19 protein-coding genes are annotated in these 24,236 nt (G+C 61.7%); 6 read left to right on the top strand and 13 right to left on the bottom strand.

Annotation, left to right across the window (positions count from 1 at the left end; all coding sequences use genetic code 11):
* Positions 1-265 precede the first annotated feature (265 nt).
* A complete protein-coding gene (gene estP / locus ACZRN6_RS12430) occupies positions 266-2,188 on the top strand; it encodes an esterase EstP (RefSeq protein WP_464008057.1) in 1,923 nt (640 codons plus the stop codon).
* A gap of 138 nt (positions 2,189-2,326) precedes the next feature.
* On the opposite strand, the gene trpE is transcribed toward estP, so the two are convergent.
* The 10 genes from trpE to ACZRN6_RS12380 all read right to left on the bottom strand — a co-directional run bounded on the left by trpE (position 2,327) and on the right by ACZRN6_RS12380 (position 14,514).
* On the bottom strand, positions 2,327-3,808 hold the full coding sequence (gene trpE, locus ACZRN6_RS12425; protein WP_322147883.1) for an anthranilate synthase component I: 1,482 nt from the start codon (positions 3,806-3,808) through the stop codon (positions 2,327-2,329).
* A 68-nt stretch (positions 3,809-3,876) separates the two neighbouring features.
* On the bottom strand, positions 3,877-4,695 hold the full coding sequence (locus tag ACZRN6_RS12420) for a phosphoglycolate phosphatase (RefSeq protein ID WP_322147885.1): 819 nt from the start codon (positions 4,693-4,695) through the stop codon (positions 3,877-3,879).
* The gene (gene rpe / locus ACZRN6_RS12415; RefSeq protein ID WP_088423373.1) at positions 4,692-5,366 is read right to left on the bottom strand and encodes a ribulose-phosphate 3-epimerase; all 675 of its coding nucleotides are present in this window, start codon (positions 5,364-5,366) and stop codon (positions 4,692-4,694) included. The genes ACZRN6_RS12420 and rpe overlap by 4 nt, the downstream gene beginning before the upstream one ends.
* A gap of 83 nt (positions 5,367-5,449) precedes the next feature.
* Positions 5,450-6,598 (bottom strand): iron-containing alcohol dehydrogenase, encoded by a 1,149-nt coding sequence (locus ACZRN6_RS12410; protein WP_322147886.1) that lies wholly within the window; start codon positions 6,596-6,598, stop codon positions 5,450-5,452.
* 196 nt (positions 6,599-6,794) lie between these two features.
* Positions 6,795-7,619 carry an ABC transporter permease gene (locus ACZRN6_RS12405; RefSeq protein WP_322147887.1) on the bottom strand — a complete coding sequence of 275 codons (825 nt, stop codon included), beginning with the start codon at positions 7,617-7,619 and terminating at the stop codon, positions 6,795-6,797.
* Between the two features lie 13 nt (positions 7,620-7,632).
* Positions 7,633-8,865, bottom strand: coding sequence for an ABC transporter permease (locus ACZRN6_RS12400; RefSeq protein ID WP_464008056.1), 1,233 nt, complete (start codon positions 8,863-8,865; stop codon positions 7,633-7,635).
* Positions 8,866-9,060: 195 nt separating this feature from the next.
* The gene (locus tag ACZRN6_RS12395) at positions 9,061-10,101 is read right to left on the bottom strand and encodes an ABC transporter substrate-binding protein (RefSeq protein WP_464008055.1); all 1,041 of its coding nucleotides are present in this window, start codon (positions 10,099-10,101) and stop codon (positions 9,061-9,063) included.
* Between the two features lie 43 nt (positions 10,102-10,144).
* The gene (locus ACZRN6_RS12390; RefSeq protein ID WP_464008054.1) at positions 10,145-11,257 is read right to left on the bottom strand and encodes an ABC transporter ATP-binding protein; all 1,113 of its coding nucleotides are present in this window, start codon (positions 11,255-11,257) and stop codon (positions 10,145-10,147) included.
* A gap of 214 nt (positions 11,258-11,471) precedes the next feature.
* Positions 11,472-12,101, bottom strand: a complete 630-nt coding sequence (locus ACZRN6_RS12385) for a response regulator (protein ID WP_003210977.1) — start codon at positions 12,099-12,101, stop codon at positions 11,472-11,474.
* 25 nt (positions 12,102-12,126) lie between these two features.
* Positions 12,127-14,514, bottom strand: coding sequence for a PAS domain-containing sensor histidine kinase (locus ACZRN6_RS12380; RefSeq protein WP_464008053.1), 2,388 nt, complete (start codon positions 14,512-14,514; stop codon positions 12,127-12,129).
* A 77-nt stretch (positions 14,515-14,591) separates the two neighbouring features.
* On the opposite strand from ACZRN6_RS12380, the gene ACZRN6_RS12375 reads away from it, so the two are divergent.
* Positions 14,592-15,566, top strand: coding sequence for an alpha/beta hydrolase family protein (locus tag ACZRN6_RS12375; RefSeq protein WP_464008052.1), 975 nt, complete (start codon positions 14,592-14,594; stop codon positions 15,564-15,566).
* Positions 15,567-15,684: 118 nt separating this feature from the next.
* Here ACZRN6_RS12375 and ACZRN6_RS12370 read toward each other — a convergent pair whose 3' ends face one another.
* The 3 genes from ACZRN6_RS12370 to ACZRN6_RS12360 are packed head-to-tail and all read right to left on the bottom strand — an operon-like array spanning position 15,685 to position 18,144.
* Entirely contained in the window at positions 15,685-16,452 is a 768-nt protein-coding gene (locus ACZRN6_RS12370) for a TerB family tellurite resistance protein (RefSeq protein ID WP_464008051.1), read from the bottom strand.
* 1 nt (position 16,453) lies between these two features.
* Complete coding sequence (murU, locus tag ACZRN6_RS12365) at positions 16,454-17,128, bottom strand: N-acetylmuramate alpha-1-phosphate uridylyltransferase MurU (RefSeq protein WP_322147903.1); 675 nt, start codon at positions 17,126-17,128, stop codon at positions 16,454-16,456.
* Positions 17,125-18,144: an aminoglycoside phosphotransferase family protein gene (locus ACZRN6_RS12360; RefSeq protein WP_464008050.1), complete on the bottom strand. Its 1,020-nt coding sequence runs from the start codon at positions 18,142-18,144 to the stop codon at positions 17,125-17,127. The genes murU and ACZRN6_RS12360 overlap by 4 nt, the downstream gene beginning before the upstream one ends.
* 130 nt (positions 18,145-18,274) lie before the next feature.
* Between ACZRN6_RS12360 and ACZRN6_RS12355 the strand changes: the two genes are divergently transcribed.
* Genes ACZRN6_RS12355 through rsmA form a run of 4 tightly spaced genes read left to right on the top strand, consistent with a single transcriptional unit; the run spans position 18,275 to position 24,165 of the window.
* Positions 18,275-21,052: an LPS-assembly protein LptD gene (locus tag ACZRN6_RS12355; protein WP_464008049.1), complete on the top strand. Its 2,778-nt coding sequence runs from the start codon at positions 18,275-18,277 to the stop codon at positions 21,050-21,052.
* Positions 21,033-22,370, top strand: a complete 1,338-nt coding sequence (locus ACZRN6_RS12350; RefSeq protein ID WP_464008067.1) for a peptidylprolyl isomerase — start codon at positions 21,033-21,035, stop codon at positions 22,368-22,370. Before ACZRN6_RS12355 ends, ACZRN6_RS12350 begins: the two co-directional genes overlap by 20 nt.
* Positions 22,367-23,356, top strand: coding sequence for a 4-hydroxythreonine-4-phosphate dehydrogenase PdxA (pdxA, locus tag ACZRN6_RS12345; RefSeq protein WP_464008048.1), 990 nt, complete (start codon positions 22,367-22,369; stop codon positions 23,354-23,356). Before ACZRN6_RS12350 ends, pdxA begins: the two co-directional genes overlap by 4 nt.
* Positions 23,353-24,165, top strand: coding sequence for a 16S rRNA (adenine(1518)-N(6)/adenine(1519)-N(6))-dimethyltransferase RsmA (rsmA, locus tag ACZRN6_RS12340; protein ID WP_322147910.1), 813 nt, complete (start codon positions 23,353-23,355; stop codon positions 24,163-24,165). Before pdxA ends, rsmA begins: the two co-directional genes overlap by 4 nt.
* The last annotated feature ends 71 nt before the right edge of the window (positions 24,166-24,236 follow it).

Genomic DNA, 24,236 nt, shown 5'->3' with positions numbered 1-24,236 from the left:
CGTGGCCGGTAGGGAAAAGTTAGGCGCGCCAACGCCAACGGGCGTGTGCCTTGACTACTCGCATCAAGAGTTTGCTGATGATCAACACGGGAAGGGTCTCATTCATACGTCCAAGCACAGTAACGTAGCCTCGCCAGCGGTGCAATATGGCGCCGCAAATACGGGGGAAAGCACCAGACCGATAATTGGCGTCAAATTTTTCAGAACCCTTGCAAGACCGTTATAGTCACAGTGCTGACACAACAATAAAATCATGGACGGACTCATGACCAAGACGCGCTACTTCGCTCCACTCGCCGGCTGCCTGTTAACGCTGGCCTGCTCACACGCCTTTGCCGCACCCTCGCCCTATTCGACCATGATCGTGTTCGGTGACAGCCTGGCCGATGCCGGGACATTCGCCGACCCCGGGGCCCCAGGCTCAACCTACCGCTTCACCAACCGCACCGGCCCGCAATACTTCGACGGCAGCGGCGAAAGCACCTCGCTGATTTCTTCGACGTTGCTGGGCGGCAAGCTGGGCGTCGCGGCGGGCGACCTGAACGCCTCCACCTCGCCGGAGCGCGCCGCGCAAGGCCAGGCAGACGGTAACAACTGGGCCGTCGGTGGGTACACCACCCAGCAAATCTACGATGCCATCACCGGTAACTCCACTGTCACCGACAGCGACACCGGGCAGGTATTGCGCACACGCCCCGGATACCTGGCATTGACGGGTGGCCGAGCCGACCCCAACGCATTGTATTTTCTCTCTGGCGGCGGCAATGACTTCCTCGACGGCCTGGTCCTCAGCCCCGACCAGGCTTCGGCCGCTGCCGGGCGCCTGGCCAATAGCGCCCAGGCGCTGCAACAGGCTGGCGCCCGTTACGTGATGGTGTGGATGCTGCCTGACCTGGGCCTGACGCCTGCTGTAAATGGTACGCCGCTGCAAGGGGCTGTCAGCGCCTTGGCCGGCGTCTTCAACCAGACCCTGGTGCAACGCCTGTCGCAAATCGACGCGCAGATCATCCCGCTGAACATTCCGTTGCTGCTCAAGGAGACCTTTGCCGACCCCGGGCGCTTTGGTTTCGCCACCGACCAGAACCTCAACCAGACCTGCTTTAGCGGCACCACCTGCAGGAATCCGGTGTATGGCGTGGGCGGCACCAACCCGGACCCGACCAAGCTGATTTACAACGACAGCGTCCACCCGACCGAAGCCGGCCAGGTATTGATCGCCGACTACGCCTATTCGCTGCTGGCCGCCCCTTGGGAAATCACCCTGCTTCCAGAAATGGCCCAAGGCACCTTGCGTGCCCATCAGGATTCATTGCGCAACCAATGGCAAGCCGACTCCGGTAACTGGCAGGCCGTAGGCCAATGGCGGGCGATTGTCGACGCTGGGGGCCAGCACCTGGACTTCGATGATCAAAACAGCTCGGCCAGCGGTGACGGCAGCGGCTATAACCTGAACATCGGTGGCAGCTACAGGCTCAACGACGAGTGGCGCGTGGGTGTGGCAGCAGGCTTCTATCGCCAGAGTCTTGAGGCCGGCGCCAGCGATTCGGACTACAAGCTCAATAGCTACCTGGGCACCGCATTCGCCCAGTATCAGGAAGATCACTGGTGGGCCGACGCCGCATTGACCGGCGGCAAACTGGACTTCGACAACCTCAAGCGCAAGTTCGCCCTGGGCGTCAGCGAAGGCACCGAAAAAGGCGACACCGACGGCTGGCTGTGGGCCCTGAGCGCACGCGTGGGCTATGACATCGCCGAACCGAACAGCGAATGGCACTTCTCGCCGTTTATCAGCGCCGACTATTCACGGGTGCAGGTGAATGGTTATTCAGAGAAAGATGCGCGGTCCACGGCCTTGACCTTTGATGACCAACAGCGCGACTCCAAGCGTTTGGGGATTGGTCTGCAAGCGAACTACCGCTTCACCCCGCAAACCCTGGTGTTTGGCGAAGTGGCCCACGAGCACGAGTTTGAAAACGATACGCAGCGAGTCGGCATGTCCCTTAACAGCGTGCCGGGGATTGATTTCAAACTGGACGGCTACACACCGCGCAGCAATTCGGATCGCCTGAACCTGGGAGTTAGCCACAAGGTGACCAAGGACCTGGCGCTGAACGCGGCGTATAACGTGAGAAAGGATGACAACTTTACCCAGCAAGGAGTAAGTGTGGGGGTGAGCCTGGATTTCTGAGGCGATCTCAAATCCCTCACAAACAACTGTGGGAGCTGGCTTGCCTGCGATTGCGGTAGATCAGTCAACTAATCTGTCGACTGACACACCGCCATCGCGGGCAAGCCCGGCTCCCACATTTTGGATCTAGCTCAACAGTTAGCCCTGCGGGGTCTGTTCAGCCAACGCCACAGCCCGGAACATCGCCCGGCGCTTGTTCAGCGTCTCTTCCCACTCCAGCGCCGGCACCGAGTCAGCCACAATCCCGCCGCCCGCCTGCACATGCAGTTCGCCGTCCTTGATCACCGCCGTACGGATCGCAATCGCGGTGTCCATATTGCCGTTCCAGGCAAAATACCCCACCGCGCCGCCATACACACCCCGCTTGACCGGCTCCAGTTCGTCGATGATTTCCATCGCACGAATCTTCGGCGCGCCCGACAAGGTGCCCGCCGGCAGGATCGCCCGCAGTGCGTCCATTGCGGTCAACCCGGCCTTCAGCTCGCCGGTGACGTTGGACACAATGTGCATCACGTTGGAATACCGCTCGATCACCATCTTCTCGGTGAGCTTCACCGAACCGATTTCAGAGACTCGCCCGGTGTCGTTGCGGCCCAGGTCGATCAGCATCAAGTGCTCGGCGATTTCCTTGTCGTCGCTCAACAGGTCTTGCTCCAGCGCCAGGTCTGCCTCTTCGGTGGCACCGCGAGGGCGCGTGCCGGCAATCGGGCGCACGGTAATCAGGTTGTCTTCGACCCGCACCAGCACTTCCGGCGAACTGCCCACTACGTGGAAATCGCCAAAGTTGAAGAAGTACATGTACGGCGTCGGGTTGAAGCAACGCAGCGCACGGTACAAATCGATGGGCGCAGCCTTGAAGTCGATGGACATGCGTTGCGACGGCACCACCTGCATGCAGTCACCGGCAAGGATGTATTCCTTGATGGTATCGACCGCACGCTCGTAGTCATCCTGAGTAAAGCTTGAACGAAAGATCGGATCTGCCGCCGGCGGACGGCTGAGGTCCAGGCCACGACGCGGGGTGATCGGCTGGCGCAGTTTTTCCAGCAGCGCTTCGAGGCTGGCCTGGCCTTGCTCGAACGCATCGGCCCGGGAAGGATCAGCCAGCACAATCGCGTGCATCTTGCCGGCGAGGTTGTCGAACACCACCACGGCGTCGGAGACCATCAGCAGAATGTCCGGCACGCCCAACGGATCGGGGTTCGGGGATTTGCCCAGGCGTTTTTCCACGTAACGTACGCAGTCGTAGCCGAAGTAACCCACCAGGCCACCATTGAAGCGCGGCAAGCCGGCAATGGTCGGCACGTTGTAGCGCGCCTTGAATTCCTCGACGAAAGCCAACGGGTCTTCCACGTCGTGGCTTTCGATCTCGACGCCGTCCAGGGTGATGCTTACATGGTGATCATGTACCCGCAGCACCGTGCGGCACGGCAGGCCTATGATCGAATAACGGCCCCATTTTTCGCCGCCCTGCACCGACTCCAGCAGGTAGGAGTTGGGCTCGTCGGCAAGCTTCAGGTAGATCGACAACGGGGTGTCGAAGTCGGCCAGGGTTTCGCAGGCCATGGGGATACGGTTGTAGCCGGCAGCGGCCAAACGCAGGAATTCTTCGCGGATCATGAGGTGCCTCGTGGCTTGAGTGTCTAACGGTCAGGTGTGCAAACGTGCCGCAACGCGGCGAGGATCAGTCAGGCGCGCCAACGCCAGCGGGCCAGGGCCTTGATGACTTTCATCCAGAGTTTGCGAGTGACCACCACGATGGGATTTCCAGAAGGGGATGGAACAGCGTCGGGCAACGTTATCTCAGCGCCCGCTCCCAAGCAACCGGGGATTAACAGGCGCAAGTCATCAATCACCAGCGCCGGGGATTCTTCGGCAATCGGGCGGCCATGGTTGTAGCCATAACTCAAGGCCACGCATTTGACCCCCGCCGCCTTCGCCGCCTGCACATCGCTGCGCGAATCGCCGACAAACAGCGATTGGGACGCCGGGATATTGGCCATTTTCATCACGAAGAACAGTGCAGCCGGGTCAGGCTTCTTTTGCGGCAAGGTATCGCCGCCGATGATCCAGCGGAAATAACGGCCGATCTTCATCTGGTCCAACAGCGGCGCGACGAAGCGCTCAGGCTTGTTGGTGATCAGGGCCATTTCCACGCCCTGTTTGTGCAGCCACTTCAGGGTGTCGCGCACACCGGGATAGACCACGGTCAGCTCGTGGCCGTTTTCATAAGCCACGTTGAACAGCTCAAGGGCGTGCTCGGCCTCCACCTCATCGACACCCTCGGCGTCGATGTTGTTGGCCAGGGCCCGGCGTACCAGCATCTGCACGCCGTTGCCAACCCACTCGCGCACCGACTCGACACCCGCCGGCTTGCGACCGAGCTTGAGCAGCATGTCGTCCACGGCCGCCGCCAGGTCCGGCACCGAATCGATCAACGTACCGTCCAGATCGAACATCACCAGCCGTGGCAGTTTGCCGGGGAACAGCTGCTCAAAGCCGCTCATGGACGCGCCAGCGCCAGTTCTGCACGCATTTTGGCGATCACTTCCTGATAGTCCGGGGCGTTGAAGATCGCCGAGCCGGCCACAAAGGTGTCGGCACCGGCCGCGGCGATTTCGCGAATGTTGTTCACGTTGACGCCACCGTCGATTTCCAGGCGGATATCCCGCCCCGATGCATCGATCAGCGCGCGCGCCTGGCGCAGCTTGTCGAGGGTACCAGGGATGAACTTCTGCCCGCCAAAGCCCGGGTTGACGCTCATCAGCAGTACCATGTCGACCTTGTCCATCACGTACTCAAGCACGCTCAGTGGGGTGGCCGGGTTGAACACCAGGCCGGCCTTGCAACCGCCTTCGCGGATCAGTTGCAGGGAACGGTCGACGTGCAGCGTGGCTTCCGGGTGGAAGGTGATGTAGGTCGCACCGGCTTCGATGAAGTCACCGACGATGCGGTCCACCGGGCTGACCATCAAGTGCGCGTCGATGGGCGCGGTCACGCCGTACTTGCGCAGGGCGGCGCACACCATCGGACCAATGGTCAGGTTCGGTACATAGTGGTTGTCCATGACATCGAAGTGAACGAAGTCGGCACCGGCGGCCAACACGTTGTCCACTTCTTCGCCCAGGCGGGCGAAGTCGGCGGAGAGAATCGATGGAGCAATGACGAAGGGCTGCATGACGCACCTTTTTGAGCTAAATCACGATGGCGCGCATTGTATACCTCATGCTTTGTTACGCGCACCGTGACCTGACTCAATGGTTAGTAGGCAGCCCGGTAGATTTTCTCGATATCCGCGGCGCTGAGCTTGCGCGGATTGTTGCGCATCAGGCGCTCGATGCCCGCCGCCTCTACCGCCATGGCCGGGATGGCATCCTCGGGCACACCAAAGCTGCGCAGGCCGGACGGGATCTCGACTGCGGCACACAGTCGCGTCATGGCCTCCACCGCCAGGTCGGCCGCATCCACGGCACTCAGCCCCGTAATATTCACGCCCATGGCCTGAGCAATCTCTTGCATGCGCTCAACGCACGCCAGCTTGTTCCAGTGCATCACGTAGGGCAGCAGCAAGGCATTACTCACGCCGTGGGCGATGTTGAAGCGCCCGCCCAGCGGGTACGCCAGCGCATGCACCGCGCCCACGCCAGCGTTACCGAACGCCATCCCGGCCATCAGGCTGGCGGTGGCCATGTCGTCGCGGGCTTGCAGGTTGGCCGGGTTGGCGTAGGCCTTGGGCAGTGCCTTGGCGATCAACTTGATCGCGCCAAGCGCCAGCGCATCAGTAATCGGCGAGGCGTTCAGCGACAGGTAGGATTCGATGGCGTGTACCAGCGCGTCCACACCACTGGCGGCGGTGACGCTACGGGGGCAGGTCAGGGTCATTTGCGGGCTGATCAGGGCCACGTCCGGCAGCAGGTAATCGCTGACGATACCTTTTTTCAGTTGCGCGACCTTGTCCGACAGAATCGCCACGTTGGTCACCTCCGAACCGGTGCCGGCGGTGGTGGGAATGGCGATCAGCGGCGGGCCCTTGCGGGGCACCTGGTCTACGCCGAACAGGTCGGCCAGGGCGCCGTGGTAACCGGCGTAGGCCGCCACGCTCTTGGCGATGTCGATGGCGCTACCGCCGCCAAGGCCGATCAGGCCGTCATGCCCGCCTTCGCGGTACACGCGCATGCAATCCTCGACGATGGCGATTTCCGGGTCGGGCAGCACGCGGTCGAAGATTTCGTAGGTTCGTTCGCCCAGGTGCTCCAGCGCCAACGCCACGGTGCCGGACTTGACCAGCGCCGCGTCGGTGACAATCAGCGGGTTGTCGACATCCAGGCGTGTCAGCTCAGTTGCCAGTTGCTCGATGGCGCCTGGGCCGGTGAGCAGTTTGTGGGCGATCTTGAATGAGGAAGTACTCATGTGCGCGGCCTCTTATCAGTTATGGGCTGGCACAAGAATAGCGTCGGATTGCGGGTTGTCTGCCATTCAGCAGCTGAATGGCACGTTCCCTTTGGGAGCTGGCTTGCCTGCGATAGCATCAACTCGGTGCAACTGAAAAACCGAGTCGCCCGCATCGCAGGCAAGCCAGCTCCCACATTTGACCGAGAGTCGGCCTTTAAACTTGGGCGGTGCGCAGCTTTTCACTGCGCCCGCGCAGCCATTCCAGGGTCAGCAACAACACCACCGAGAAGGCGATCAACAAGGTCGCTGCGGCGGCAATGGTGGGGCTGAGGTTTTCGCGGATGCCGCTGAACATCTGGCGGGGCAAGGTCGCCTGCTCGGGCCCGGCGAGGAACAGCGTCACCACCACTTCATCAAACGAGGTGGCAAAGGCAAACAGCGCACCGGAAATAACCCCCGGCGCAATCAGCGGCAACGTGACCCGGCGAAATGCGGTCAACGGCGACGCACCCAAGCTGGCCGCCGCCCGCACCAGGTTGTGGTTGAACCCCTGCAAGGTCGCCGACACGGTGATGATCACAAACGGTACACCCAGCACCGCATGCACCACGATCAACGAGAAAAAGCTGTTGCCCAGGCCCAGCGGCGCAAAGAACAGGTAACTGGCCACGCCGATAATCACCACCGGCACCACCATTGGTGAAATCACCAGGGCCATCACCAGTGCCTTGCCGGGGAAATGCCCGCGGGTCAGGCCTATCGCCGCCAGCGTGCCGAAGACCATCGCCAGCACCGTCGCGGCAGGGGCGACGATGATGCTGTTCTTCAGGGCGCGCATCCACTCCGCCGAACCGAAGAAGTCCTGGTACCAGTGCAACGAGAAACCTTGCAGCGGGTACACCAGAAAGCTTCCACTGTTGAACGACAGCGGGATGATCACCAGCACCGGCAAGATCAGGAACAACAGGATCAGGCCGCAGAGAATCCGCAAGCTGTAGAACCAGACCCGCTCCACGGGCGACATATAAGGGTTCAGCATCGCAACGGTCTCCTTAGCTCAGGCGCAGGCGGCTGGCGCCTACCAGCCAGTTGTAGATCAGGTACAGCACCACGGTGGCCAGCAGCAGCAAGCCGCCCAGGGCCGTGGCCATGCCCCAGTTAATGCTGGTGTTGGTGTAGAAGGCCACGAAATAACTGACCATTTGGTCGTTCGGGCTGCCCAGCAACGCCGGGGTGATGTAGTAGCCGATCGCCAAAATGAACACCAACAGGCAGCCGGCGCCCACGCCCGCGTAAGTCTGCGGGAAGTACACGCGCCAGAAGCTGGCGAACGGGTGGCAGCCCAGGGAAATGGCGGCCCGCATGTAGGTGGGCGAGATGCCTTTCATCACGCTGTAGATCGGCAGAATCATGAACGGCAGCAGGATGTGCACCATCGAGATGTAGACCCCCAGCCGGTTGAACACCAGCTCCACCGGCTTATCGATCAGGCCCATGCCCATCAGCGCGCTATTGATCAAGCCGCCGGATTGCAGCAACACAATCCAGGCCGCCACGCGCACCAGCACCGAAGTCCAGAACGGCAGCAGCACCAATATCATCAGCAGGTTGCTTTGCCGCGCCGGCAGGTTGGCCAGCAGGTACGCCAGCGGATAGGCCAGCAGCAGGCAGAACACGGTGATCACCAGGCCCATCCAGAACGTACGGGCGAAGATATCGAGGTAGATCGCCTGGTCCGGCGTGGCCGGGGCGACTTCGCCGAGGTCGTCGATGCGGTGGTCGACAGCGGCCAGCAAGTAGTAAGGCGTGAGGCTACTGGTGTTGCGCCGGATCGCCTGCCAATACGCCGGGTCGCCCCAGCGTTCGTCGAGGTTTTCCAGCGCTTCTTTATAAGAGGCAGGCGCTTGGGTAAACGGCAGCGCCCGCGCAGTTTTCGTCAGCAGGCTGCGATAGCCCGCCAGTTCCATGTTCAAGCGTTTTGACAGATCGCCCAGGGTCGAGTTTTTGCGGGCTTCGCCCAGGTCTTCGCTGAGCGCCTGGTACACCGGCTCGCCAGGCAGGCCGCGCCCGTCCCAGGCCGTCACCGCTACCACCGTGCGCGGCAAGCCGCCCACCACTTCCGGGTTGCCGACGCTTTTGTACAGCAGCGCCACAATCGGCACCAGGAACACCAGCAGCAAAAACACCACCAATGGCGCGATCAAGGCCTGGGCCTTCCAGCGGTTGAGCCGCTCGGCACGCGCCAAGCGCTGTTTCAGGGTGGGGCTGGGAATGGCGATGGCCATGGCGAACTCCGGAACTTGAAAATGAATGCAATCTGCCAAACGCAGCAAATCTCATGTGGAAACCGGCGTGTGTGGGAGCCGGGTTTGCCCGCGATGCAGGCACCTCGGTGTATCAGTTGCACCGCGGTGATGCGATCTCAGGCAAGCCAGCTCCCACACAAACCTGTTCCCACAAGGGGTCGGCGGTGTAGCGAGTTACTTGGCCGCCCACGCGTTAAAGCGCTGCTCCAGTTGCTCACCGTTATCCGCCCAGAAACTCACGTCGATCTGCACCTGGTTGGCAATGTTTTCCGGGGTAGTCGGCATATCCTTCAGGATGTCCTTCGCCAGCAACGGTACCGCCTGGATGTTGGCCGGGCCGTAGGCGATGTTTTCCGAGTAGGTCTTCTGCTGCTGCGGCTGCACCGAGAACGCGATGAATTTCTTCGCCGCCTCAGCGCGGTCCTTCGCCAGGCCTTTTGGAATCGCCCAGGCGTCGAAATCGTAGATCCCGCCGTTCCACACCACTTTCAGGTTGCTTTCTTTCTGCACGGCGGCGATCCGGCCGTTGTAGGCAGAGCTCATGACCACGTCGCCCGAGGCGAGGTACTGCGGCGGTTGGGCGCCCGCTTCCCACCACTGGATGTACGGCTTGAGCTCATCGAGCTTCTTGAACGCACGGTCCTGGCCATCTTTGCCGGCCAGCACTTTGTACACGTCCGCGGGTGCCACGCCGTCAGCCATCAGGGCGAATTCCAGGGTGTACTTGGCACCCTTGCGCAGGCCGCGCTTGCCCGGGAATTTCTGGGTGTCCCAGAAATCTGCCCAGCCGCCGGGTGCTGCCTTGAGTTTGTCAGCGTTGTAGGCCAGCACGGTGGACCATACAAAGAAGCCCACGCCGCAGGGCTGGATCGCACCTTTGACGTAGTCGCCCGGGTTGCCGAACAGTTTCGGGTCCAGCGGTTCGAACATGTCTTCGTCGCAGCCACGGGACAGTTCCGGCGATTCCACTTCTACCAGGTCCCAGGACACGCTCTTGGTGTCGACCATGGCCTTGACCTTGGCCATTTCACCGTTGTATTCACCGGCGACGATCTTGCCGTTGCCCGCGCTTTCCCACGGTGCGTAGAAGGCCTTGACCTGCGCCGCCTTGTTCGCGCCACCGAAGGACACGACCGTCAGGTCCGGGCCTGCCATGGCCTGTGTCGCGCCCATCAGGCTCAACGCCAGGGCTGAATATTTCAGGGATCTAAACATTGTTGTTCTCTCCACGTGCAGGGTTGGTGAAGCCATAGGGCGATTAATTCGCCTCTAGAAGTGGGTCGAGTGCGCGAACGTGCTCGACTTGCCAGCCAATCGGTACCACGTCGCCGACCGCCAGGGCTGTGTCCAGCTCGGCGATCGGTTGTTTCACAAAAAAATCGGACTTGCCGCAGACTTCCAGGCGAACGCGCACGTGGTCGCCCAGGTAGATGAATTCAGCCACCCGCCCCGAGAAGCGGTTGACGCAGCTTTCGCTGGAACCATTGAGGCTGACACGCTCGGGGCGCACCGACAGGGTCACCGGGCCGCCGACCTGGCCGACGTTTACCGCCAGCGCCTCGACCTTTTCGCCGCGCGCCAACTCGACCACGCAGCGGTCGCCGGTGTGGCTGTGCAAGCGGCCATTGAGGCGGTTGTTTTCGCCGATGAAGTTGGCGACGAAGGTGTTTTTCGGCTCTTCATACAAAGTACGCGGCGCGGCGATCTGCTGGATCTCGCCCTGATGGAATACCGCCACCCGGTCGGACATGGTCAGCGCTTCGCCCTGGTCGTGAGTCACGTACACCACGGTGACGCCGAGGCGCTGGTGCAGATGCTTGATCTCCATCTGCATGTGTTCGCGCAGTTGTTTGTCGAGGGCGCCGAGGGGTTCGTCCATCAACACCAGTTGCGGTTCGAACACCAGGGCTCGGGCCAGGGCCACGCGCTGTTGCTGGCCGCCGGAGAGTTGCGCCGGGTAACGCTGGGCGAAGGCATCAAGCTGCACCATGTTCAGCACGCGCTTGACCCGCTCGCTGATGTCGGTCTTGCTCAAGCCGCGCACCGACAGCGGGAACGCCAGGTTCTCGGAGACGGTCATGTGCGGGAACAACGCGTAGTTCTGGAACACCATGCCGATATCACGCTTGTGGGGCGGCACGTTGTTGATAGAGCGGCCAGCCAGCTGGATCTCGCCGGCGGTGGGGGTTTCAAAACCGGCGAGCATCATCAGGCTGGTGGTCTTGCCCGACCCGGACGGCCCGAGCAGGGTCAGGAACTCGCCCTTGCGGATTTCCAGGTTGAGGTCTTTGACGATCAGGTTCTCGCCGTCGTAGCTCTTTTGCACGCCACGAAAGCTGACCAGCACATCGTTCGAATCCGCCTCACTCATACCCGCACCTTTTTGTTTTGGACTGCCATCGAACAAGCGTAGTCCAGGCGCAAGCCCACGAAAATCGGGGGCCCGGAGAGTTTGGCATCAGCAGGATGGAAGGTTTGGGGTAGGGATTGCCCTACACGGATGGCGGGCACAGAACAGTCGGGCAGCTACAGCTGGCAGGAATGGGTTTATCGGGCGCGCCGGGTGGTCGCAAACAGATAAGCGGTTATAGAAGCTTGTGCTCCATGGCGTACTTCACCAGTTCCGCCAGAGAGGTGATATTGAGCTTTTGCATCAGGCGCGCCTTGTGGGTGCTGATGGTTTTGCTGCTCAACGCCAACTGCTGGGCAATGTCGTTGACGTTGGCGCCCTGGGCCAGGCGTTCGAACACCGAGAACTCGCGCTCCGACAACAGCGAGTGCAAGGGCCGGGAGTCGGTGAGGCCGACTTCAAAGACCATCCGGTCTGCCAGGTCCGGGTCGATATACCGCCCACCCGCCGCGACTTTGCGTATGGCTGTCAGCAACAGGGCCGGGTCACTGTCCTTGGTGGCATAACCGGCTGCACCGACCTTCAACGCACGGGCAGCCATTTGCGCTTCATCGTGCATCGACAGCACCAGGATCGCCGGTGGATTGTTCAGCGCACGAATCCGCGGGATGGCTTCCAGCCCATTGACGCCGGGCATCGAGATGTCCAGCAACACCACCTCGCAGGGCACGTGGCGCAGGGTTTCGAGCAACTGCTCGCCATTGCTCGCCTCGCCCACCACCAGCAGGTCCTTGGCCAGGCCGATCAGTTGCTTGATACCTTCACGAACGATGGTGTGGTCTTCGGCTACCAGTACACGGATCACGGTGGATGTCCTCTTCTTTTGGTTATCAATCCAGCGGCACGGTCACACTCAGGGTGGTGCCCTCGCCCAATTCGCTGTCCAGCCTCAGTTGCCCGCCCATGATCAGCACCCGCTCGCGCATGCCCACCAGGCCAAACGACACCGGGCGCCCGGGAGCCTGGACGAACCCTGCGCCATCGTCGCTGATGGTCAGCCGCAAATGTGCGCCCTCCACCACCAGCGTCAGCTCCACAGTATGCGCCTGGGCATGGCGCATCACATTGGTCAGCGCCTCCTGCAGGATGCGGAACAGGCCGATGGCCTTGGCGTCGCTCAAAGCCGGAAGGTTGTCCGGCACCTGCACCAGGCAGGGAATCTGTGTACGGGCTTCAAAACGCCGGGCCTGCCACTCGATCGCCGAGGCAATCCCGGCATCGAGAATCGGCGGGCGCAGGGCGGTGGCTACGTCACGGACCAATTGGAACAGCTGGGCGATCAGGCGCTTCATGCTGTTCAGGCGCTCCTGCAGGCCCGGGTCCAGTTGCGCGTAGGTCAGCTCGCACATCGAGGTTTCCAGCTTGAGCACGGTGAGCATTTGCCCCAGCTCATCGTGTACTTCCCGGGCGATGCGGGCCTTCTCTTCCTCGCGCACGGTTTCCAGGTGCGCGGACAGTTCCCGCAGTTGCGCGCGGGAGGCGTCCAGCTCCAGCTCGATGCGTTTGCTCTCGCTGATGTCCCAGACAATCCCGTCCCAGACCACGGCGCCGCCTTCCAGGCGCCGGGTCACGGCCTTGATATCGGCCCAGCGCTGTTCGCCCAGGCGGGTCAGGATGCGGCCCTGCCAGGCCCAGTTGCTTTCGGTCTCGATGGCTTGGTCCTGGGTGCGGTGATAACTGGCACGATCATCGGGGTGCACCAGGCTGCGAATGCCCATGGCCGGGTGGCTGAGTACTTCCGGGGCGTAACCCACCAACCCCTCGCTGCCCTGGCTGATGTAGGCGAATTCGATCGCTTCACTGCGCGGCAAGCGTTCAAGGCGAAACACCAGCCCCGGCACGTTGGCGGCAATGCCTTGCAGGCGCGCTTCACTTTCCTGCAGGGCCGCAAGCGCGCGGCGGCGCTCGGTAACGTCATTGAGGTAGACCACCAGGTATTCGCCGTCGGCAAAGCGCAGGAAACTCAGGGACACGTCTGCCGGCAACACGCTGCCGTCGGCCCGCAGGCAACTGGTCGCAAAACTCTGCGGCCCGTCTTCGCTGGCCCTGGCGCGTTTCCACAGGTTGAGCCAGCGGTCCATGGTCAGCGTCGGGTCGAGTTCGATCAACGGCCGTTCGATCAGCGCGTCGGGGCCGTAGCCGAGCATGGTTTCTGCCGCCAGGTTGGCGTAGCGCACATGGCTGTCCCAATTGACCCAGAGGATGCCGACGGTGCTTTGGTCAATGGAGAACTGCGTCAGGCGCAAGGCTTCGGCGCCGGCCGCACGGGCGGCGCTTTCTTCGCGGGCGGCCAGCAGGTTGTGTTCCAGGCCTCGTTGCTGGCGGCGCTGCCAGAACACTATGGCCAGGCTGGCGAGCAACAACAGGCCCAACAGCAGCGTGAGGTTTTGCCAGAACCCCGCAGACTCGGTCACCCGTGGGTACTTGGGTTGCAGCCAGCGTGTGTGCAACTGGTCCAGGTCGCGGGCGGGAATCGTGCGCAAAGCGCTTTGCATGATGTCGGCCAACTCCGGCCAGTCGCGCCGCGTCGCCACTCGCAGCAATTGCGGCAGGCCGATATCGCCCACCACGGCGAGGCCGGCGAACTCGTTTTCGCCAGACAAGCGGCTCAATTGCGCCTCGTCCACCACCGCATACCGCGCTTGCTGGCTCACCAATAGTTGCAGGGCCTGGCGCTCCATGGGCACGCCTTGCAGGTTGAGGCTCGGGTAGGTGCTGCGCAGGTAATCCGCCACGGCGCTGGGCATGCGCACGGCGACGCGGGATTGGTCGTCGAGTTTTTCCAGGTCTACCGATGTGCCGCCGTCACGAATGCCGACGATGTGCTGGGGCACACGCATATAGGGGTCGGAGAACAACCACAGGCGCAGGCCGGCGGGGGTTTGTACCAGGCCAGGAGCAATATCGACCTCGCCATCACGCACCGCCGCTTCCAGTTGCTCCTGGTTGGGGAAGTTGCGCCAGGTCAGTTCAATGCCCAGCGCCTTGGCCAGCCACTGCATCAACTCGACGTTGGCCCCGGACAACCGCTGCAAGCGTCGATCGTATTGGGCATAGGGCGCCTGCAACACCAGGCCGACCCGCAGGCCCGGGTGCTGGCCCAGCCATTCACGCTGGCCGTCATCGAGCTGCGCCTGATGAGTGGCGGGCGCAGGCACCGCACCCGCGATCAAGGGAAAGCATAAACAGCCGATAACCAGCAGGTAGCGAAAACCCATGATCCACGTCTCATATCACTGACAAATACTGGTCAACCCATTAGGCTGCCGGAATCACTTCTGGCCGGAAATCAACGATGCCACTTTCCCACCGCTCGGCACTGCCAGCATTGTGCCTGTCGCTGCTGTTTACCAGCGCCTTTTGTGTCGCGGCCGCCGACACTCCCGCTCCTGCCCCAGAAAAACCGCCGGTGCGCCAGCCCTTGCCGGAGCGCAGCCAGGAAGAAGCCAACGCCCTGGAGCGACAAATCCCGCAGCAGGAACAGCAACAATTGCAGGCAGGCAGCGACTCTTTCCTTGCACTGTGGAAGCCGGCCAACAGTGGCGAACCTGAAGGCGTGGTGATTATTGTCCCAGGCAACGGCGAAAGTGCTGACTGGCCTCAAGCAATTGGGCCGTTGCGCAAGAAATTACCCGACGCTGCCTGGAGCACCCTGAGCTTGTCACTGCCAGACCTGACACTGGACACCCTGCCGCCACGGGTCATCGAATCGCCCAAAGCGGCCGTGGAGACCAGCAGCAAAGACGCCAGCACCGTGGCCAAACCCGTGGAGCAAGCCGCCAGCGCCGAAGCTGAAGGCACCGACCCTGTCGTGGTGCCGGGCAGCGATGAACAAGACAAGACCGACGCCACGCGCATCTTCGCGCGTATTGATGCCGCCCTCGCCTTCGCCCAAACCCAGAACGCCCGCAGCATTGTGCTGCTCGGCCACGGCACCGGCGCCTGGTGGGCAGCGCGTTACCTGAGTGAAAAACAACCGGCGCAGGTGCAGAAATTCGTCATGGTGGCCGCGCAGACGCCCGCGAGTCGGCAACCCGATCTGCTACAACTGGCCCCTACCTTGAAACTGCCCACGGCAGACTTTTTCTACCAGGTCAACGCCCAGGCACGCAAAACTGCCCAGGAACGTTCCCAGGCCAGTAAGCGTTTGAAGAATGGCAACTACAAGCAAGTGTCCCTGAAGGCCTTCCCCGACAACAGCCCGGCCGGGGCAGAACAGCTGTACCGGCGGATTCGCGGCTGGTTGAGCCCGCAAAATCCCGGGGACTGATCGCCGCTTTTGATACTGATGAAGATCAACGGTGGGAGCTGGCTTGCCTGCGATGCAGGCAACTCGGTCTCACTGATGCGCCGAGGTGATGCCATCACAGGCAAGCCAGCTCCCACCGTCAGCGAAAGTCTCGTCTTTCGCGAATCAGCGCGTAGGCGTTGTGCAGCTCACGGGTACGCTCGGTCGCTTCGCGCACTTGCGCGGGGCTGGCGCCACTGCCGGCAATCTTGTCCGGGTGGTGCCGACTGAGCAGGCGCCGGTAGGCACGCTTGATCACAGACGGTTCGGTGGTCGAGGTCACCCCCAGAATCCGCAGCGCCTCCTGATACGCGCCACCACGATTGGCCAACGGCTTGCGCTCAGGCTCGTAGTCAGCCGCCAGCGCCTGCACCTGCTGGACAGTCCAGCCCAGCCATTTGCCCCATTGCACGATCAACTCGCGTTCGGCCGTGCTGGCCTTGCCGTCCGCCCAGGCCATGCGCCAGCAGGCGCGCAGCACACCTTCCGCCGCATGGGGCTGGGCCTTGAGCAGGCGCAAGTAACTGCGTACCCGGTCCGAGCCCGACTTGCCCCGGTTGAATGCGGCAATCGCGCGACGTTGGGCCGGCTCGGCCATGTCCAGCGAGCGCATCTCCTGGCGCGCCTGCTGGATATGCCCGTCCACTACCCGGCCGTTGCTCTTGGCCAGGCGGCCGAGCAACACGAACAGCAATTCGTCATTACGCAGTGCCGCTCGACCGCCGAGGCGCTCGCGTAGCTGGGCCCAGCTTTGCAACTCCAGACGCCGGTCCAGCGCCTGGCCAAGCAACGCGCCCAACATGGCCCCCGGAATGCTGGCAATGGCAAAGCCCGCCCCGGCTCCAATCAGAGTCCCTGGCCACAACATCCTAGTGCCCCGCTGTCAGCAGGGTTTCTACCTGCGCCAGGCGCTCCAGCGTCCCGACATCGATCCAGCGTCCGCCCATGTGCTCTCCCGTTACCAAACCTTTCGCCATGGCGTCGCGCAACAGCGGCGCCAGCTTGAAGGCACCTGCGCTGCAACCCTCGAACAACTTCGGGTCCAGCACGGAAATGCCACTGAAGGTCAGGTTATCGGCACCCGGGGCAGCATCATGAAGCACACCGTCCTTTATATAGAAGTCACCGCCGGATGGGTGATGCGCCGGGTTGTCGACCATCACCAGGTGGGCCAGGCCCTCCAGTGGCCGGTCGAGGCTGGCGAAGTCGTAGTCGGTCCAGATATCGCCATTGACCACCAGGAACGGTTCGTTCCCCAGCAGCGCCAAGGCCTTGAAAATCCCGCCGCCGGTCTCCAGCGGCTCGCCTTCGGCCGAGTACTGGATGCGCACGCCGTACTGCGAACCGTCACCCAGGTAGCCTTCGATCTGCTGACCGAGCCAGGCATGGTTGATAACGATATCGGTAAAGCCCGCTTTCGCCAGCGCCTCAAGGTGGTACTCGATCAGGCGCTTGCCGCCGGCCTGGATCAGCGGCTTGGGTGTGTGCAGGGTCAGCGGGCGCATCCGCTCGCCTTTGCCCGCTGCCAGGATCATCGCCTTCATACGGCCGCCTTGACGCGCAGGCTCGCCAGCAACTCACCCAGTTCGCTCAACTCTGGCCGGTCTGCCAGTACCGCTTCTATATAAGCAAAGAAGCGCGGCACGTCCGCCAGGTAGCGTGGCTTGCCATCACGGTGGCAGATGCGCGCAAAGATACCGATCACCTTCAGGTGACGCTGCACGCCCATCAGGTCGCTGGCCCGCAGGAACTCCTCGAAGTGCGCCTGCACCGGGATACCCAGCGCGCCGGCGCGCTGCCAGTAACCGCGCTGCCATTCCCGCACACGAGCCTTGGGCCAACTGAGGAAGGCGTCCTTGAACAGGCAGGTGATGTCATAGGTCACCGGGCCGTAGACCGCGTCTTGGAAGTCCAGCACTCCGGGGTTCGGTTCGCTGATCATCAGGTTGCGCGGCATGTAGTCGCGGTGTACCAGCACCTTGGGCTGGGCCAGGGCGCTCTCGATCAGGTGGTCACTGACGCGCTGCCACAACGCAAGTTGCCGAGCGTCGAACTCAATGCCCAACTCCTGGCGAACGTACCATTCGGGAAACAATTCCAGCTCTCGCCGTAACAGCGCGACGTCATAGCTGGGCAATGGCGCCTCCATCGGCAATTGCTGGAAAGCCAGCAGCGCGTCGATGGCATCGGCGAACAATGGGTCGGCATTTTGTTCGTCAATCACGTCCAGATAGGTTTTTTTTCCCAGGTCGTTAAGCAAAAGAAAGCCGCGAAGCAGATCTTGCGCATAAATTTTCGGAACATTTATTCCCGATTGTTCGAGCAAATGAGCGATATCGACGAAAGGTTTGCAGTTTTCCTGGGGGGGTGGAGCGTCCATTACGACGAAACTGCGACCGCCTCCGTCCCACCGGAAGTAACGCCTGAAACTCGCGTCACTGCTGGCCGCAGTCAACGTGGCCGGGGGTACGACACCCCAGCCCTGCGCGGTAAAAAGGCGAGGCAATTGCTCATCAAGCCAGACTTGCAGCTGTTGCAAACGTAGATCTTGGTCGGGCATTACAAGGGTCTCCGACGGCGCTAGCCGTCAAGCGGGTCATGCTTTATTATCACGCATCTTTTTCAGACCATCGAGAGGCGTGCGGCCCACACCGCGGGCAGATGGCACGCAGGAAGCCCGGACTAATAAGATGGCATTGAAATCCCCCGCGTTTCGTAGAAAATTTCCGTTGCTGGTAACCGGCAGTCTGCTGGCCATGCAACCTTTCGCCACCTCATTCGTGGTCGCCGCGGAACAGTATGACTGCTCAGTCTCTGCTTCGGGTGCCTGGGATTGCGCGCCGAAGACGGCCGCAGCCCCGCTGCCACCGCGCCCGGTGCATGACGGCAGTGCCGTCAGCTCTGCCAGTGGCACGCCGCAAGGCGAGTCCGGCGGCAGTGCCGAGGCCGTGCCGCAGACCGCACTGGTCACTGAAGCCAAGGGCCGCGGCCTGCGTTCGCGCAGCGCTGACTACAGCCACCTGGACTGGGTCCCTCGCGAGAAGCTCACCGCCGCGCAACTGGCCGAGACCGGCCCGTATTGCTCCGGCGCGTACATCGAGCCGACCCGTCCGGGCATGAACGACAAGACGAACAAGAGCGACGCGCCGACCTTCATCGGCGCCAAGGTCTCTCGTTACGAGCAGGAACAACAGGTTGCTTCCCTGGCCGGTGACGTCGTCATGCGCCAGGGCAGCATGCAGGTCGAGGCCGACGAGGCCAACCTGTACCAGGCCGAGAACCGTGGCGAACTGAACGGCAATGTCCGTCTGCGCGACAACGGCGCCCTGCTGGTAGGCGACCACGCTGAAGTCCAACTGGACACCGGCGCCGCCAAGGTCGACAACGCCGAATACGTGATGCACAAATCGCGCATCCGCGGTAACGCGCTGTACGCCAAGCGCGCCGAGAACGCGATCATCCGTCTCAAGGACGGTACGTACACCACCTGTGAGCCGAACAGCAACGCCTGGCAGCTCAAGGGCAACAACATCACGCTCAACCCGGCCACCGGTTTCGGTACGGCGACCAACGTGACGTTGCGGGTCAAGGACATTCCGATCCTTTACACCCCGTACATCTATTTCCCGATCGACAACCGTCGTCAATCCGGCTTCCTGCCGCCGAGCTTCAGCACCGGTGGCGAGACTGGCTTCACTTTGGTTACGCCGTACTACTTCAACCTGGCGCCGAACTACGATGCCACGCTGTACCCGCAATACATGACCAAGCGCGGCCTGTTGATGGAAGGCGAATTCCGCTACCTCACCAAGTCCAGCGAAGGTCAGTTTGGCGGCGCGTACCTGAACGATGACAGCGATGAGCGCAAGGGTCAGACCGATAACGAAAAGACCCGCTACATGCTCAACTGGCAACACAAGGGCGGCCTGGATTCGCGCTTGTTGACCCAGGTCGACTACACCAATATCAGCGATCCTTACTACTTCCAGGATTTGAAGTCCTACCAGGAAGGCGTGAAGAGCCAGGACTACGTGAACCAACAGGGTTCCGTGACCTATCGTGGTGATAGCTACCAGGCGCGGTTGAACCTGCAGGCTTACCAGTTGGCGACCGTTTCTCAGATCACACCGTACAACCGGCTGCCACAGATCACCTTCAATGGTGCGCTGCCATACCACCCTGGCGGCTTGAATTTCACTTATGAGACCGAAGCGGTACGCTTTGACCGAGACTTGCAAAACGGCACGTTCACGGACGAGGATAACGTGACAACTAAGCGACTGGACACCAACGTGACTGGGCTTACCCGTGCAAACGGTACCCGCCTGAACGTTGCGCCAGCCGTCGATTACCCGATGAACTGGACCTATGGTTTTGTTACACCGAAACTCAAATACGTCTACACCAAATACGACCTCGACCTCGACTCCATAGGTAAAAACAGCCTCGCCCCCGGAGACGAGTTCAAGAGTTCGCAAGACCGTGCAGTTCCGATCGCCAGTGTCGACAGCGGCCTGTACTTCGACCGCAATACCAACTGGTTCGGCAAAGACTACCGCCAGACCCTGGAACCGCGCGCGTACTACCTGTATGTACCGAACAAGGACCAGAGCGATATCCCGGTATTCGACACCAGCGAGTACTCGTTCAGCTACGCGTCGCTGTTTCGCGACAATCGCTTCAGCGGCTCTGACCGTATCGGCGACGAGAACAAGCTGTCCTTGGGTGTGACCAGCCGCTGGATCGAAGACAATGGCTTCGAACGTCAACGCGTCAGCGTTGGCCAAGCGCTGTACTTCAAGGATCGCGAAGTTCAGTTGCCTGGCATCCTGGCCGCTGACCGTGCAGACGCACAGTCGAACGTCTCGCCTATCGCCCTGGACTACGAGTTCCGCTTCAACCGCGACTGGCGCGCCACTGCCGACTACAACTGGGACACCGAAAGCCACAGCCCACGCTCCGGCAGTGCGATGTTCCACTACCAGCCGGAAGACAACCCAAACAAGGTTATCAACGTTGGTTATCGCTATCGCAACGACCAGGTTGTCTACAACCAGTTGACCGGCAAATGGCAGTTTGGCGGCGACTATGGCAGTGCAGCGGATCCAAGCACCTTCGTGAAGGATTACTACAAAATCCAGCAACACGACTTCTCGATGATGTGGCCGATCGTTCCGCAGTGGAACCTGATCACCCGCTGGCAGTATGACTACGCCCGCAACCGTACCCTGGAAGCCTTCGGTGGTTTCGAGTACGACAACTGCTGCTGGAAACTGCGCGTCATCAACCGTTACTGGGTTTCCAACGACGAATACAGCCAGATCGCCCCGCTGAACGAAAAGGGTGACCACGGGCTCTTCTTCCAAGTTGTCCTCAAAGGACTCGGCGGCCTGACCGGCGCCAAGGTAGAGAGCTTCCTCGACAAAGGCATTGAAGGTTATCGTGAACGTGAAGACCAAGCTTTCTGATTGTCTGCGCCCGCTGATGCTGGGCGCGCTGTTCCTGGGTACCGCCGCAGCTCACGCTGCGGTCCAACCGCTGGACAAGGTAGTGGCCATCGTCGATAACGACGTGATCATGCAGAGCCAACTGGACCAACGGGTCAAGGAAGTTCAGCAAACCATCGCCAAGCGTGGCGGCGGCGTACCGCCTACCAGCGTGCTGGACCAGCAGGTGCTTGAGCGCCTGATCGTGGAAAACCTGCAACTGCAGATCGGCGATCGCTCCGGTATCCGTATCAGCGACGAAGAGTTGAACCAGGCTGTCGGCACCATTGCCCAGCGCAACAACATGAGTGTTGATCAGTTCCGCGCCGCCCTGGCCCACGACGGCCTGTCCTATGAGGACGCCCGTGACCAGATTCGCCGTGAAATGATCATCAGCCGTGTGCGTCAGCGCCGCGTGGCCGAGCGGGTTCAGGTGTCCGAGCAGGAAGTGAAAAACTTCCTGGCCTCTGACCTTGGCAAAATGCAGCTTTCCGAAGAACTGCACCTGGCCAATATCCTGATTCCTACACCAGACAGCGCCAACGCTGAACAGCTCAATGCTGCAGCGGCGAAAACCCAGGCTGTGTATGACCGTCTCAAGCAAGGTGCTGACTTTGCCCAGATGGCCATTGCGCAATCCGGCAGCGACAACGCCCTCGAAGGCGGTGACATGGGCTGGCGTAAAGCCGCGCAACTGCCGCCTCCGTTCGACCGCGAGCTGAGTTCGATGGAAGTGGGTGGCATCACCCAACCTGCCCGTACGCCAGGCGGCTTCATCATCCTCAAATTGCTCGGCAAACGTGGCGGCGAAGAAGCCCAGGTGAAGGACGAAGTTCATGTTCGTCACATCCTGGTCAAGCCAAGCGAGATCCGCACCGAAGCCCAGACCAAGGAACTGGCCCAGAAGCTCTATGACCGCATCGAAGCGGGCGAAGACTTCGGCGAATTGGCGAAGAGCTACTCCGAAGACCCGGGTTCGGCACTTAACGGCGGCGACCTGAACTGGATCGACCCGAAAGCATTGGTTCCCGAGTTCCAGGAAGTCATGGCCAAGACGCCGCAAGGCGTACTGTCCAAGCCGTTCAAGACCCAATACGGCTGGCACGTACTCGAAGTCCTTGGCCGTCGCGCCACTGACAACACCAGCCAGGCTCGCGAGCAACAAGCGCTGACCGTACTGCGTAACCGCAAGTACGACGAAGAGCTGCAAACCTGGCTGCGTCAGATCCGTGACGAAGCCTACGTAGAGAACAAGCTTCCTGGCGCCGACCAAACAGGCACCGACCAGGCAGCGCAGTGAAACCCAAGCGTTTCGCATTGACACCCGGCGAGCCGGCCGGCATTGGTCCTGACCTGTGCCTGCTGCTCGCCTCGCAGCCCCAGCCACACCCCCTGATCGCCATTACCAGCCGCGACCTGCTCCTGGAGCGGGCCGCGCAGTTGGGCGTGGCTGTCGACCTGCTGTCGGTGGGCCCGGGCAACTGGCCTGATCTGCCGGCACCGGCCAACAGCCTGTACGTGTGGGACACCCCGCTGCAGGCCAAGGTCGTCGCCGGGCAACTGAACAAGGCCAATGCGGCCTTCGTCCTGGAAACCCTCACGCGAGCCGGCCAAGGCTGCATCGACGGGGATTTCGCCGGGATGATCACCGCCCCCGTGCACAAGGGCGTGATCAACGAATCGGGGATCGCCTTTTCCGGCCATACCGAATTCCTCGCCGAACTGACCCATACCGCACAAGTCGTGATGATGCTGGCAACCCGTGACCTGCGTGTGGCACTGGTGACCACTCACCTGCCCCTGCGCGAGATTGCCGACGCCATTACCCCCGAGCGCCTGGAGCGTGTAACACGCATCCTGCACGCCGACCTGCAACAGAAATTCGGCATCGCCCAACCACGTATTCTGGTCTGCGGGCTCAACCCCCACGCCGGTGAAGGTGGCCACCTGGGCCATGAAGAAATCGACATCATCGAACCAACCCTGGAGCGTCTGCGCCTTGAAGGCATGGACCTGCGCGGCCCATTGCCTGCCGACACTCTGTTTACCCCCAAATATCTGGAGCACTGCGACGCAGTGCTGGCGATGTACCATGACCAAGGGCTGCCTGTGCTGAAGTACAAAGGCTTCGGCGCCGCGGTCAACGTGACACTGGGCCTGCCGATCATCCGCACTTCCGTCGACCATGGCACCGCCCTGGACCTGGCGGGCAGCGGCAAGATCGATACCGGCAGCCTGCACGTGGCCCTGGAAACCGCCTATCAGATGGCCGAGACCCGTATATGACCGAGCATTACCAACACCGGGCGCGCAAGCGTTTCGGGCAAAACTTCCTGCACGACGCTGGCGTGATCGATCGCATCCTGCGCTCCATCCACGCCAAATCTTCCGACCGCCTGCTGGAAATCGGCCCGGGCCAGGGCGCCCTGACCCAGGGCCTGCTGAACAGCGGCGGCCAGCTGGATGTGGTTGAGTTGGACAAGGACCTGATCCCGATCCTCAACCAACAGTTCGCCGGCATGCCCAATTTCAACCTGCACCAGGGTGATGCGCTGAAGTTTGACTTCACCAGCCTCAATGCGGCGCCCAACAGCCTGCGGGTGGTCGGCAACCTGCCGTACAACATCTCCACCCCGCTGATTTTTCACCTGCTGAACAACGCCGGCATCATCCGCGACATGCACTTCATGCTGCAAAAAGAAGTGGTCGAGCGCCTGGCTGCCGGCCCTGGTGGCGGTGACTGGGGCCGCTTGTCGATCATGGTTCAGTACCATTGTCGTGTAGAGCACTTATTCAACGTCGGCCCGGGCGCATTCAACCCGCCGCCAAAAGTCGACTCTGCCATTGTGCGCCTGGTGCCTCACGCGGTGTTGCCGCACCCCGCCAAAGACCACAAGCTGCTTGAGCGGGTGGTACGCGAAGCGTTCAACCAACGCCGCAAGACCCTGCGCAATACGCTGAAGGCTCTGCTCAGTAACGCTGAAATCGAAGCCGCCGGCGTCGACGGCAGCTTGCGCCCCGAGCAGCTGGACCTGGCCGCCTTCGTACGCCTGGCTGACCAGCTCGCCATTCAGCCTGCGCCTGCGGCCGAATAAAGAGTGGGAGCCGGCTTGCCGGCGATGGCGCACTCACGATCGCCATCGCTGGCAAGCCAGCGCCTACGGGC

This window comes from Pseudomonas sp. A125 (assembly GCF_055409485.1).
Note: the sequence above shows the minus strand (reverse complement) of the source record. Positions and strands in the feature narration are given on the sequence as shown.

Excerpts from the sequence above, each read along its gene's own strand:
- ACZRN6_RS12395 (WP_464008055.1), bottom strand. The coding sequence starts at position 10,101 with ATGTTTAGATCCCTGAAATATTCAGCCCTGGCGTTGAGCCTGATGGGC.
- ACZRN6_RS12405 (WP_322147887.1), bottom strand. The coding sequence starts at position 7,619 with ATGCTGAACCCTTATATGTCGCCCGTGGAGCGGGTCTGGTTCTACAGC.
- estP (WP_464008057.1), top strand. The coding sequence starts at position 266 with ATGACCAAGACGCGCTACTTCGCTCCACTCGCCGGCTGCCTGTTAACG.
- trpE (WP_322147883.1), bottom strand. The coding sequence starts at position 3,808 with ATGATCCGCGAAGAATTCCTGCGTTTGGCCGCTGCCGGCTACAACCGT.
- ACZRN6_RS12380 (WP_464008053.1), bottom strand. The coding sequence starts at position 14,514 with ATGGGTTTTCGCTACCTGCTGGTTATCGGCTGTTTATGCTTTCCCTTG.
- ACZRN6_RS12420 (WP_322147885.1), bottom strand. The coding sequence starts at position 4,695 with ATGAGCGGCTTTGAGCAGCTGTTCCCCGGCAAACTGCCACGGCTGGTG.
- rsmA (WP_322147910.1), top strand. The coding sequence starts at position 23,353 with ATGACCGAGCATTACCAACACCGGGCGCGCAAGCGTTTCGGGCAAAAC.
- ACZRN6_RS12355 (WP_464008049.1), top strand. The coding sequence starts at position 18,275 with ATGGCATTGAAATCCCCCGCGTTTCGTAGAAAATTTCCGTTGCTGGTA.
- ACZRN6_RS12400 (WP_464008056.1), bottom strand. The coding sequence starts at position 8,865 with ATGGCCATCGCCATTCCCAGCCCCACCCTGAAACAGCGCTTGGCGCGT.
- ACZRN6_RS12375 (WP_464008052.1), top strand. The coding sequence starts at position 14,592 with ATGCCACTTTCCCACCGCTCGGCACTGCCAGCATTGTGCCTGTCGCTG.
- ACZRN6_RS12410 (WP_322147886.1), bottom strand. The coding sequence starts at position 6,598 with ATGAGTACTTCCTCATTCAAGATCGCCCACAAACTGCTCACCGGCCCA.
- murU (WP_322147903.1), bottom strand. The coding sequence starts at position 17,128 with ATGAAGGCGATGATCCTGGCAGCGGGCAAAGGCGAGCGGATGCGCCCG.
- rpe (WP_088423373.1), bottom strand. The coding sequence starts at position 5,366 with ATGCAGCCCTTCGTCATTGCTCCATCGATTCTCTCCGCCGACTTCGCC.
- ACZRN6_RS12360 (WP_464008050.1), bottom strand. The coding sequence starts at position 18,144 with ATGCCCGACCAAGATCTACGTTTGCAACAGCTGCAAGTCTGGCTTGAT.
- ACZRN6_RS12390 (WP_464008054.1), bottom strand. The coding sequence starts at position 11,257 with ATGAGTGAGGCGGATTCGAACGATGTGCTGGTCAGCTTTCGTGGCGTG.
- ACZRN6_RS12370 (WP_464008051.1), bottom strand. The coding sequence starts at position 16,452 with ATGTTGTGGCCAGGGACTCTGATTGGAGCCGGGGCGGGCTTTGCCATT.